We start from the raw sequence: 11372 nt of genomic DNA on the forward strand, positions 1-11372 counted from the left end.
TCCGACAATCGCGGTACCCAGTCCCACGGATTGTGGGATGCATTCTCACAACGGGCTGTCGTGGTGTCGGTGACCCGGCATAGAATCGCCGGAGCAAAGACGCACGAACGTTCAGGAGGACGCAATGGAACGCGACATCTACGAAGAGGATCACGAGGCATTCCGCGACCTCGTCAAGGACTTCGTCAAGCGCCACGTGAGCCACGAGGCGATCGAGCGGTGGGATGCCGCGGGTGAGATCGACCGGGCGACCATGCTGGCGGCGGGCGAGGCGGGCCTGATCGGACTGTCCGTGCCCGAGGAGTTCGGCGGAGCCGGGATGCTGCAGGACTACCGATTCCGCACGGTCGTGATGGAGGAGGTCATCGCCTCCGGCGCGGGTTCGCTGGCCGGCGCCTTCGGCATCCAGGACGATCTGGCTGTTCCGTACCTCGTGCACATGGGCACGCAGGAGCAGAAGGAGAAGTGGCTGCCCCGCATGGCCACCGGCGAGGTTCTGGGCGCGCTCGCCATGACCGACCCCGGCGCCGGCTCCGACCTGCGCGGCATCAAGACCAACGCCAAGAAGGTCGACGGCGGCTACATCCTCAACGGCGCCAAGACGTTCATCTCCTCCGGCTCGACGGCCGACGTCGTCGTGACCTTCGTCAAGACCGGCGAGGGCAACCGTCCCGACGCGTTCAGCCTGCTGCTCGTCGAGAAGGGCATGGAGGGCTTCGACCAGGGCAAGAAGCTCAGCAAGATGGGCTTCCACGGCTGGGACACGGCTGAGCTCAGCTTCACCGACGTGTTCATCCCCGACGAGAACCTCATCAGCGGCAAGGAGGGGCAGGGCTTCATCCAGCTGATGCTCAACCTGCCGCTCGAGCGCCTCTCGATCGGCGTCGCCGCGGCCGCGGCCGCTCAGGCCGCCCTCGACTGGACCGTCGCCTACACGAAGGACCGCGAGGCGTTCGGCGAGCGCATCGCCGACTTCCAGAACACCCGTTTCCGGCTCGCCGACATGGCGGCGACCACCGACGCGATGTGGGCGTACATCGATCGCGCACTGCTCGCCTACAAGAACAGCACGCTCAGCGCCGAGGACGCCGCGAAGGTCAAGTTCTGGGCGACCGAGCGCGAGTGGGAGGTGCTCGACATGGGCGTGCAGCTGCACGGAGGCTACGGCTACATCATGGAGTACCCGATCGCCCGGGCCTTCACCGATGCCCGCGTGCACCGCATCTACGGCGGCACGAACGAGATCATGCGCGACCTCGTCGGTCGTCAGATCGTCGGCAAGCGCTGACGCATCGAAGATTCGAAGGGCCCCGGATGTCGGCATCCGGGGCCCTTTCTCGTGGTGCCGGGTCCACCCCGAGTCGGCTCGTGGGCGAGTGGATCGGCTTCGCTCCGCACATATTCCGCGGGCAGGAGCGACGCACCGGAACCGGATGCCGGAGCGCGGCTCGCCGCGAGTCGGCATCCGAAGCTGTGTCCGGACGACAGGCACCTGACGGGTCCTGCCCCGGTCAGCGCGGCAGCCGTGCTCCCACGCCGGCCTTCCGCAGCCGGTCGGCGATCAGGATGCCGAGGGCAGTCGCCCCGAGGCAGCTGGCGAGGGTCACGGCGAAGAACGTGACCTGCAGGGGCAGCTCGAAGCTGCCGAGGTTGAACGACGTCCAGGCGAGCACCGGGTAGACGATGCCGACGATCGCGGCGCCGAGGTAGTGCAACCAGGTTCCCCAGTAGCGCCAGAGCACGAAGAGGAACGGCAGCTCGGTGAACGCCGCCCACCACAGGTTGGTGGCGACGCTGCTGAAGCCGTATCCCGAGAACGGGACGATGACGAGTCCGGCCAGCAGGCCCACCAGCAGACCGACGAGAGGGCGGCGCAGCAGACGCAGGGCGATGACCGAGGGGAGCAGCCAGAGTCCGGCGAGCCCGACGCTGACGAAGGGGAGACCGGGGAAGAGGATCGTCGAGATCCAGTTCGCCGGCGCGAGCAGCGCTCCACCGGCGACACCGAGCGCGGCACATGTCAGGAGGATCGCCGTCGGGAACCGGAAGCGCGAGCGTCCGCCACCGGTGGGTGGTCGATTCTGCATCCCAGAAGGCGATTTCGGATGCGTTTCTGACCGCTCACCACCGTGGGAGGCCGAATCCGCGTAGGGGTTCGAGCCCGCGGCATCCGCTCAGGGCATGCCATCCGCGCCGCTCATGCGAGGGGCTCCGCTGCCGCTTCGCGGGCTGCCTTCGACGTCGGCGACGCAGCGCCGATCTTCCAGTACCCGCAGAAGCTGACGTCGTTCTTGTCTACGCTGCGCTCGCCCACGAGGTGCTTGCGCGCACCGGATGCGAGCGACTGCTCGCCCGCCGCGTAGGCGTGGAACGGCGCGTCGGGGAGCGTCAGCTCGCGCAGTCGAGCCAGAGCGAAAGACCCGGGGTCGAACTCGTGCGGGCGCACGAGCCAGACCAGGTCGACACCGGCCGGATGCGGGAAGTCGAGCGCGTCCTCCTCGGACGGCACCTCGATGATCGCCGTGCCCGTGGCGTGCGCGGGCAGCGACGCGCAGATCGAGGCGATCGCCGGCAGCGCCGTCTCGTCGCCGACCAGTACGACGCGGTCCGTTCCGCGCTGCGGGTTGAACGTCAGTCCCTCGTCGATGATCAGCACGTGCTCGCCGGGCGCGCAGGTCTCCGCCCATCGCGAGGCGGGCCCGGCCGTGCCGTCGGCCGCAGACCCGTGCAGCACGAAGTCGACGTCGATCTCGGCGCCCGACTCCGCCGTCGCCGGGCGGTGTGCGCGCACGCTGTAGTTGCGCATGACGGGGCGTTCGCCGTCGGGGATGCGCAGGAATTTGAGATACCCGAACATCTTGTTCGCCTTCGCGGGCACCCGGTCGAGGCCCGCATCGCCGCCGATCGGCAGGAACAGTCGGAACCACTGGTCGAATCCCATCGGGTGGAACTTCTCGATCTCGCCTCCCCCGAGGGTGACTCTCATCCAGTGCTCGGAGAGGCGCTGGGTGCGCAGCACGCTGAGGTGGATGAGCTCGGACGATTCGGGCTTGACCAGTTTGCTGTATGCCATGCGGGCGCCTTTCAGGGCAGCTGCCAGGGGAAGAAGAGCACGAAGATCGCGGCGGATGCGGCGATCGACGCGATGATGAAGACGGTGTCGCGGGTGCGGAACGGCACGAGATGACGCTCGGTGCGTGTCGGGTGGGCGCCGAAGGCGCGGGAGTCCATGGCGAGAGCGACGCGCTCGGCGTGGCGGATCGCTCCGGCGAGCAACGGCACGATGTAGCCCCAGCCTCGGGCGATGCGTGCGAACGGACCGCTGCCGCCGTGATGACCGCGCACCCGATGCGCGGCACGGATCACAGCGAGCTCGTGGCCGAAGCGCGGCACGAAGCGGAAGGCGGCGAGGGCCGTGTAGCCGATCCGGTAGGGCACGCGCAGCTGCTGCACGCTGGCGCGCACGAGGTCGGGGCCGGTGGTGGTCAGGCCGCCGACGAGCGCCAGGGCGACGATCGCACCGAGTCGGAGGGCGGTGGCGAAACCGATCTCAAGAGCGCCTCGGTACAGCGTCCACTCGCCGATCTGCAGCGCGGCACGGGTATCGTCGACGAGCGACGCATCGACCCACAGCGAGAACCCGACGCCGATCGCGAGCATGCCGATCGGCAGCGCGACGAACAGCAGCGCGGCCGTGCGCCAGGTCACGCGGGAACCCGCGACGATCAGTGCGAGAGACAGCACCAGGAAGGCGGCGGGTGTGGCGAGGTCGCGCACGAAGATCAGCAGCACCATGGCCGGGGCGACTCCGGCGACCTTCGCCAGCGGGTTGAGCGCATACAGGAACTGGCGCGGAGAGGATGCCGAGACGGCGGCGTACGGGTCGAAGACGTGCGCGCTCATGCGATCGCCTGCCCCGCTTCGGCCAGAACGCGCTGCAGCGCCGGGAGCCGGAGCCCCGCCTCGACGAACGGCGCCTCATCGCGGAAGAGCTCGTCGGTGCGATCGGCGGCGTGCACTCGACCGTCCTTGAGGATGACGGTGTGCGACGTGTGCTCGGCGACGAGCTGGAGGTCGTGGGTCACGATGACGATCGTCGTTCCCTCAGCGCGCAGATCGCGCAGCAGCGCGAGGAGCTCGGAGGCCCGCGCGCGATCCTGACCGAAGGTCGGCTCGTCGAGCGCCAGCACCTGCGGACGGGTGATGAGGGCCGTGCCGACCGAGAGGCGTCGCTTCTCTCCGCCCGACAGCAGGAACGGGTGCACGTCGGCCTTGGCTTCGAGTCCGAAGCGGGAGAGCATGGCATCGACGCGCTCGCGCGTCTCGGCATCCGGGGTGTGCCGCAGCCGAAGCCCGTGTGCCAGCTCGTCGAACACCGTGTGGGCGATGAACTGATGCTCGGGGTTCTGGAACACGAACCCGATGCGGCTTGCGAGCTCACGCGGCGACGCCGAGCCGGGGTCGATGCCGTCGACCGTCACCTGGCGCTTCGGCGGCGGCACGACTCCGGCCAGCGCCTGCAGCAGGGTGGTCTTGCCTGCGCCGTTGGTGCCGATGATCGCGGTGAGGGTTCCCGGCTCGATGTCGAGATCGATGCCGTGCAGGATCTCGGTGCGGTGGCGGCGCACGGTGAGACCGCGGGCGCTGATGATCGGTGCGGTGTCGCCGGTCTCGGTCGTCGAGCCGCGACCTGCGTCCGTCTGCAGGACCGTGGCACGAACGTCGGCCGAAACAGCGTCGTCTGGTCCTGCATCCGTGCCTCGGTCCTGCAGACGGTTCGGGCGGGAGGCGGCGGACGAGGCCGTGCCCGGGCCCTGCAGGTGGTTCACCCGCGTCACGGTCAGCGCCGCGGCGAGCTCGGAGGGCGTGAGGGGGAGTTCGTCGAAGTGCGCCCCCGCCTCCTGCATCCGCAGTGCGGCCAGAGTCGCACCCGGCAACCAGACCCCCATGGCCATGAGCTCGGGGGCGTGTGTGCGGATGATCTCGGCCGCCGGGCCGTCGAACGCCACGCGTCCCGCACGGTCGAGCACGATCGTGCGGGTGACGAAGCCCATCGCCGCGTCGAGGTTGTGCTCGACGAGCAGGATGGCCCGATCGCCGGCGGCGACCACATCGGTCAGTGCGGCATAGACATCGTCGATGCCCTGCGGGTCGAGGTTCGCGGTCGGCTCGTCGAGCACGATCAGGGGAGACCCCATGGCCAGTGCGCACGCGATCGCGAGGCGCTGACGCCCCCCGCCCGACAGCCGGTCGGGGTTCTCGTCCCGTCGCTCCCACAGGCCGACGCGACCGAGCGCGTCCGCCGTCCTGGCGTGCACCTCGTCGAGGGGGAGCAGCAGATTCTCGGGTCCGAACGCGACCTCGTCGTAGACGGTGCCGGTGACGATCTGCGCATCCGGGTCTTGGAAGACCATCGCGACGTGGGTGCTCAACGACGCGGTGTCGGCTTCGGCCGTGCTGACGCCGCCGGCGTCCACCGCGCCCGTCATGGTCGCCGGCACGGCATGCGGGACGAGCCCGTTGAGTGCGAGCGTGAGCGTCGACTTGCCCGAACCGGAGGGGCCGAGGAGCAGCACGACCTCACCGGTGTCGATGTCGAACGTGACGTCGTGGGGCGAGGGGCGCACCGCACCGGCGTGGGTGATCGAGAGGTCACGCACGCTGAGATGGGGCGCGGATGAGCGCACGGCATAACCCCGGTTTCGGCGGATCGGTACCGTTCTAACTTAGCTGAGCCTTACCTGAATCGCCACGCGCCGGATCAGCCGCGATCGACGCTCAGCGCCGGGCCACGCCTGCCCGGCTCAGGGCGCCTCCGATCGCCAACCCCACGGCCGTCCAGGCGATGGGGCCGAGCACCGAGATCACGAGATAGGCGATCTGCGCCCATGGCGGCAGCACGGCCAGGTGAGCGGCGAAGAACACCACGACCGCCACGATGACCCCGATGACCCCGGCCGAGATGAAGAAGCGCCACGCCCCCCACGAGCGGTACCGCGTGAGTGCGGCGATGCCCTCCTGGATCGCGCCGAACAGCAGCGCGGTGCCGATGAAGCGCAGCGTCCAGGCCGGGTTGAAGGCGCTCGAGATGAGCGCGGCGATGACGTGCGTGACGAGTGCGACCAGGGGGCGGCGCAGCACCTCCTGGGCGATGATGCCCGGAAGGACGTGCGAACCGAGGACCAGGCCGTAGAGGAATGCGGGGCCCGCGAGAACAGGGAGCGTGATCCAGCCGGCGATCCCTCCGAGGAGGCCCGTGGCGACGCCGATCGCGGCGCAGACCAGCAGCACGCGGGTCGTCAGGACGGGGGAGGATGCCACTCGTCCAGCCTACTGTCGACCATCGGCGACACGGCTGGCCGTTCGTCCAGGAATAATCCCCGACTCTGGTGTGTGGACGGAAGCCCGGCGTAGCTTGAACGGCGGTGCGGCAACGCAGTCGCACCGTGATCATCGGGAGAAGCGCATGGGTCGAACACCCCTCCGGATGGCAGCGGCCACAACCCTGGCAACGCTGTTCATCGCATCGACGGCAACCGCAGGCTACGCAAGCACGGAGGAGGTGAACCACCCCACTCCGGTCGAAGGCACGCCCGGTCACTACATCGTCGTGCTGAAGTCCGATCCACTCGCGAGCTACACCGGCGACGTCAACGGCCTCAAGGCGACGAAGCCGGCCGAGGGCGAGCAGCTCGAGAGGCAGTCGCAGGATTCGCAGCGCTATGTCGAGCATCTCGAGTCCGAGCAGCAGACGATAGCGCAAGAGGTCGGGGTCACCCCGGAGAACACCTACCAGGTGGTGCTCAACGGCTTCAGCGCCGAGCTGTCGGGAGAGCAGGTCGACAAGCTCCGTGCGTCGAAGGACGTCTACGGCGTCTACCCCGACTTCATCCGTCACCCCGACGCGCAGACCTCGACGGACTTCCTCGGTCTCGGCGACGACAAGAAGGGCCGCGGCGGCGTCTGGCAGCAGACCGGCGGTGTCGACAAGGCCGGCGAGGGCGTGGTCGTGGGTGTCATCGACACCGGGATCGCCCCCGAGCACCCGTCGTTCGAGGGCAAGAACCTCAAGAAGCAGCCCAAGAAGGACAAGCGCCACAAGGGGAATCAGCCGTACACCGACGGCACCTACGTCTACTTCGACAAGTCCGACGGCGGTCAGTTCCAGGGAACGATGGTCGAGGCCCAGGAATGGGACAAGGGCGACTACTCGACGAAGCTCATCGGCGCCCAGTACTTCTACACCGGCGCTGAGGCGGCAGGATTCGACTTCCAGTACGACTACCTCTCGCCGCGTGACGGCGACGGCCACGGTTCGCACACCGCGAGCACGGCGGCCGGCAACTTCGGTGTGAAGGCCTCGATCGAGGACGTCGACTTCGGCAGGATCTCGGGCGTCGCACCCGGTGCCAAGGTCGCGGCCTACAAGGCCTGCTACGTCGGACCCGACGAGGCGGTCACGACCGACGACATCTGTGCCGGCAGCGACCTGATCGCCGCGATCGACCAGGCCGTCGCCGACGGGGTCGACGTGATCAACTACTCGATCGGCGGTGGAGCGGCGTCGACCGTGCTCGCGCCGGAGGACATCGCGTTCTTCAACGCGGCCGCCGCGGGCGTCTTCGTGGCGACCAGCGCCGGAAACGACGGCCCCGACCCTGTCACGGCCGATCACGCGTCTCCGTGGTACACCACCGTCGCCGCCTCGACCATCCCCACGTGGGAGGGCACCGTGCAGTTCGACGGCTTCGCCCAGGCCGGTGCGTCGGTGAGCGTGCCCTTCGGCACGACGGTCACCGGCCCGTCGATCTACGCGGGCGATGCGCCGGCTGCAGGTCAGGCCGCCGCCGATGCCGCGCTGTGCCTCCCCGGCACGCTCGATGTCGCGAAGGTCACCGGTCACATCGTGGTCTGCGACCGAGGCGGCAACGCTCGCGCCGAGAAGTCGCAGGTCGTGAAGGATGCCGGTGGCATGGGTGTCGTGCTCGTCAACGTGCCCGGTGCCGCCGACTCGCTCGACAACGACTTCCATGCCGTGCCGACCGTGCACCTCGCCTCGGTGCATCGCGCAGCGGTGCTCGCCTACGTGCAGGGCGGCGTCGACCGTCCGATCACGCTCGTGGGTGAGAACACGACCGGAGTGGTGACGCCCGTGCCGCAGATCGCCGGATTCTCGAGCCGCGGCCCGATGCTGGCAGACGGCAGCGACATCATGAAGCCCGACATCGCCGCCCCCGGTGTCGCGATCCTCGCGGCCACGCAGAACGCTCCCGGAGAGGCGCCGACGTTCGGCATCCTGTCCGGCACGTCGATGGCCTCTCCGCACATCGCCGGTCTCGCGGCGCTCTATCTCGGCGAGCGGCCGAACGCCAAGCCCGCCGAGATCAAGTCCGCGATGATGACCACCGCATACGACACGGTGAACCCCGACGGCTCTGCCAACAAGGACCCGTTCCAGCAGGGCGCGGGTCAGGTCGACCCGAAGCGCTACTTCAACCCGGGTCTGCTCTATCTGAACGACGTGCCCGACTGGGTGGCGTTCCTCGAGGGCAAGGGCCTGGCCGACTTCCCCGGCGAGCCGATCGACGGCAGCGACCTGAACGTCGCGTCGTTCTCGATCGGATCGCTCGCCAGCGCGCAGACGGTCACTCGCACGGTCACCGCGACGGAGAAGGGCACGTTCACGGCATCCGTCGATCTGCCCGGCGTGAACGTGACGGTGGAGCCGTCGACGCTGAAGTTCGACAAGCCGGGGCAGACCGCGACCTACACGGTCACGTTCGACAACCAGAGCGCACCGGTCGAGCAGTGGGCGACCGGATCGCTCACCTGGACGAGCAAGAAGAACACGGTGCGGTCGCCGATCGCGGTGTTCCCCGTCACGGCGGATGCTCCGGCCGAGGTCGAGGGCACGGGAGTCGACGGTTCGACCACGGTCGACATCACTCCCGGCGTCGACGGCGCTCTCGCGCTCGGGGTGTCGGGCCTCACGCCGTTCACGCTGCTGGAAGACCCGGACGGCCGGGTCGTCGGCCACTCGGGTGACGAGGCATCGGGAGACGCGAACAAGGACGTGTCGTGGATCGTCGACGTGCCGGAGGGCACGACGCTCTCGCGCTTCGACCTCGACTCGTCGGATGACACGGGCAGCGACCTCGACCTCACGGTCTATCGGGTCGTGAGCCCCGACGACCTGCGCTACTACGAGCGCTGGCAGTCGGCGACGGGGTCGGCCGACGAGCGGGTGACGCTTCCTGCACCGACGGCCGGCACCTACCTGGTGGTCGCGAACGTCTACTCGACCTCGGCGCCGATGACGTGGGACATGACCTACGCCAACGTGCAGCCCGAGGGTGAGGGGGCGTTCACGGCGACCCCGAACCCGATCGAGGCCGTGCGCGGCCAGGCGACGAGCTACGAGCTCAGCTGGACCGGCCTCACCGCCGGCACCCGCTATCTCGGACTCGTGCAATACGGTGAGTCCGCCGTGCGCACGATCGTGACGGTCGACGCGCAGTAGCAGTCACAGGCGACGCCCCGTGCTCTTCGGAGCGCGGGGCGTCGTCATGCGCTGTGGAGTCAGATCTTCCGACCGCGGGGCATGAGCCGCACGTCGGGCAGGGGAGGTGCGGGGATGCGCACGTCGTGCCCCTCGACGACGCCGAAGCGAGCGGATGCCGCCTCCCACTCGGTGCGCGCCTCGACGATCTCGTCGTGATCACGTCCGGCGAAGTTCCACCACATGACGATCTCGTCGGCGAACGGCTCGCCTCCGATGAGGAAGAGCAGGGCACCCTGCACGCTCGTCACCTCGACGGCATCGCGCGAGTCGCCCAGGTAGAGCATCTCGTTCTGGGTCATCCCGTGCGTCGCCACGTCTGCATCTCCCTCGACGAGCATCAGGGCGTGCTCCCATTCGGGGCGCAGCGGCAGCCGGACGCGGGTGCCGGCCGGCACCACGATCTCGGCGCCGACGATGGGTGTGTGCACGGTGGCCGGTGAGGTGACGCCGGCGAACTCACCGAGAACCACGGTGGCCGTGGCCGACGAGCCTTCGTCGGCCCGAAGCGAGACCTGAGGGAGATCGGTGTGGCGCTCGAAGCCGCCCGCTCCCTGGCGTGCACCGTCGGGCAGGACCACCCAGAACTGCAGGGCGTCGAGGGGGATGGGGTCATCGCCGATCGAGTACTCGGAGTGCGAGATGCCGTTGCCGGCGGTCATCAGGTTGAGCTGCCCGCGTCGCAGGTCGGCGTCGCTGCCGAGCGAGTCGCGGTGACGGATCTCTCCGACCAGCGGCCAGGTGACCGTCTGCAATCCGATGTGGGGGTGCGGCTCGACCCGCATGCGGGTGTCGGCCGGTCCGAACCGGTCGAGGAAGCACCAGGCCCCGATCGTCGGCAGGTTGCGGTGCGGCAGAACACGCAGCACATTCATACCGCGCACCCCGCCGAGAGGCACCTCGCGCGGTTCGAGGACGATGCGACGTTCGCCGATCCGTGCTTCGCCGTCGACGTCACCGGATGGGGTCGCGATATCGGTCATCCGATTCTCCTTCGCTCAGGGGCGTCTGCGCACCGGCACTCCGGTGGACTCCTAGGCTCGCCCCATGATGTCTCGACGTTCTCCCATTATCCTGCTCGCCCTCGGTGCCTCGGCGGTGGTGCTGTCGGGTTGCGCCTCAGGGGGCGATGCCGGGTTCTGCGGTCCACTCCGTGACGAGCATGAGGCGGCGGCGGTCGCGTTCGTCGCGCTGGTCCCGGGGATGAACACGGAGGCGGACGTGCAGACGCGGCTCAGCCTCGTCGAGGAGCTCGAGCCGACCCCGGAGCTCGCCGATGACCTGACGGCCTGGACCGACTACCTCACGGTGGGTGCGGAATCGATCGATGACGATCCCACGGCGGTCATCGAGGCGTACGACGACGACGCCAAAGCATCAGGAGAAGCCCTGTTCGAGTACTACATGGGCACCTGTCTGCAGTAGTCGAGCCCTGGAGTCAGGTCATCCCCATCAGGCCATTCCCGCCAGGCCATTCGCCCAGGTCCGAATCCGGTCAGGCCTCGACCGGTGCGGTGCCGGGGCGTTTCGGCCAGCGGATCTCGGCGCCGGCGATCTCGTGCGTCGTCAGGTACTTCGCGATGTACGGGCACAGCGGCACGATCGCATCGCCGGAGGCGGCGGCATCCGTCAGCGCCCTCTCGGCGAGGATGCCGGCGAGGCCCTGCCCCTGGAACGCGGGGTCGATCTCGGTGTGGATGAAGCGGATCGCGCCGGGGCGCAGATCGAACTCGGCGTAGCCGGCGAGCGTGCCGTCCGAGCGGATCTCGTAGCGGGATTCTGCGTCGTCGCGGGTGACGGTGATGTCGGTCAT

General features: G+C 68.8%; 10 protein-coding genes. 3 read left to right on the top strand and 7 right to left on the bottom strand.

What is annotated here, in order from left to right:
- Positions 1 to 124 precede the first annotated feature (124 nt).
- Positions 125 to 1288, top strand: a complete 1164-nt coding sequence (locus tag AC04ME_RS03715; protein WP_056375489.1) for an acyl-CoA dehydrogenase family protein — start codon at positions 125 to 127, stop codon at positions 1286 to 1288.
- 223 nt (positions 1289 to 1511) lie between these two features.
- Here AC04ME_RS03715 and AC04ME_RS03720 read toward each other — a convergent pair whose 3' ends face one another.
- From AC04ME_RS03720 to AC04ME_RS03740, 5 genes are all read right to left on the bottom strand, one after another.
- Positions 1512 to 2087 (bottom strand): ECF transporter S component, encoded by a 576-nt coding sequence (locus AC04ME_RS03720; protein WP_056375490.1) that lies wholly within the window; start codon positions 2085 to 2087, stop codon positions 1512 to 1514.
- A 110-nt stretch (positions 2088 to 2197) separates the two neighbouring features.
- Positions 2198 to 3073 (bottom strand): siderophore-interacting protein, encoded by an 876-nt coding sequence (locus AC04ME_RS03725; protein ID WP_475433626.1) that lies wholly within the window; start codon positions 3071 to 3073, stop codon positions 2198 to 2200.
- A gap of 11 nt (positions 3074 to 3084) precedes the next feature.
- Positions 3085 to 3903 carry an energy-coupling factor transporter transmembrane component T gene (locus AC04ME_RS03730; RefSeq protein WP_475433628.1) on the bottom strand — a complete coding sequence of 273 codons (819 nt, stop codon included), beginning with the start codon at positions 3901 to 3903 and terminating at the stop codon, positions 3085 to 3087.
- Positions 3900 to 5687 (bottom strand): ABC transporter ATP-binding protein, encoded by a 1788-nt coding sequence (locus AC04ME_RS03735; protein WP_475433630.1) that lies wholly within the window; start codon positions 5685 to 5687, stop codon positions 3900 to 3902. The genes AC04ME_RS03730 and AC04ME_RS03735 overlap by 4 nt, the downstream gene beginning before the upstream one ends.
- A gap of 91 nt (positions 5688 to 5778) precedes the next feature.
- Positions 5779 to 6321, bottom strand: a complete 543-nt coding sequence (locus AC04ME_RS03740) for an ECF transporter S component (protein WP_042537937.1) — start codon at positions 6319 to 6321, stop codon at positions 5779 to 5781.
- A 166-nt stretch (positions 6322 to 6487) separates the two neighbouring features.
- On the opposite strand from AC04ME_RS03740, the gene AC04ME_RS03745 reads away from it, so the two are divergent.
- The gene (locus AC04ME_RS03745; protein ID WP_194286000.1) at positions 6488 to 9520 is read left to right on the top strand and encodes a S8 family peptidase; all 3033 of its coding nucleotides are present in this window, start codon (positions 6488 to 6490) and stop codon (positions 9518 to 9520) included.
- A 59-nt stretch (positions 9521 to 9579) separates the two neighbouring features.
- Here AC04ME_RS03745 and AC04ME_RS03750 read toward each other — a convergent pair whose 3' ends face one another.
- Positions 9580 to 10542 (bottom strand): pirin family protein, encoded by a 963-nt coding sequence (locus AC04ME_RS03750; protein WP_475433633.1) that lies wholly within the window; start codon positions 10540 to 10542, stop codon positions 9580 to 9582.
- 64 nt (positions 10543 to 10606) lie between these two features.
- Between AC04ME_RS03750 and AC04ME_RS03755 the strand changes: the two genes are divergently transcribed.
- Positions 10607 to 10984: a hypothetical protein gene (locus AC04ME_RS03755; RefSeq protein WP_475433635.1), complete on the top strand. Its 378-nt coding sequence runs from the start codon at positions 10607 to 10609 to the stop codon at positions 10982 to 10984.
- 70 nt (positions 10985 to 11054) lie between these two features.
- On the opposite strand, the gene AC04ME_RS03760 is transcribed toward AC04ME_RS03755, so the two are convergent.
- Positions 11055 to 11372 carry a GNAT family N-acetyltransferase gene (locus AC04ME_RS03760; RefSeq protein WP_056375496.1) on the bottom strand — a complete coding sequence of 106 codons (318 nt, stop codon included), beginning with the start codon at positions 11370 to 11372 and terminating at the stop codon, positions 11055 to 11057.

Source organism: Microbacterium sp. LjRoot205 (assembly GCF_056175745.1).

Excerpts from the sequence above, each read along its gene's own strand:
- AC04ME_RS03750 (WP_475433633.1), bottom strand. The coding sequence starts at position 10,542 with ATGACCGATATCGCGACCCCATCCGGTGACGTCGACGGCGAAGCACGG.
- AC04ME_RS03745 (WP_194286000.1), top strand. The coding sequence starts at position 6,488 with ATGGCAGCGGCCACAACCCTGGCAACGCTGTTCATCGCATCGACGGCA.
- AC04ME_RS03730 (WP_475433628.1), bottom strand. The coding sequence starts at position 3,903 with ATGAGCGCGCACGTCTTCGACCCGTACGCCGCCGTCTCGGCATCCTCT.
- AC04ME_RS03720 (WP_056375490.1), bottom strand. The coding sequence starts at position 2,087 with ATGCAGAATCGACCACCCACCGGTGGCGGACGCTCGCGCTTCCGGTTC.
- AC04ME_RS03715 (WP_056375489.1), top strand. The coding sequence starts at position 125 with ATGGAACGCGACATCTACGAAGAGGATCACGAGGCATTCCGCGACCTC.
- AC04ME_RS03755 (WP_475433635.1), top strand. The coding sequence starts at position 10,607 with ATGATGTCTCGACGTTCTCCCATTATCCTGCTCGCCCTCGGTGCCTCG.
- AC04ME_RS03725 (WP_475433626.1), bottom strand. The coding sequence starts at position 3,073 with ATGGCATACAGCAAACTGGTCAAGCCCGAATCGTCCGAGCTCATCCAC.
- AC04ME_RS03760 (WP_056375496.1), bottom strand. The coding sequence starts at position 11,372 with ATGACCGACATCACCGTCACCCGCGACGACGCAGAATCCCGCTACGAG.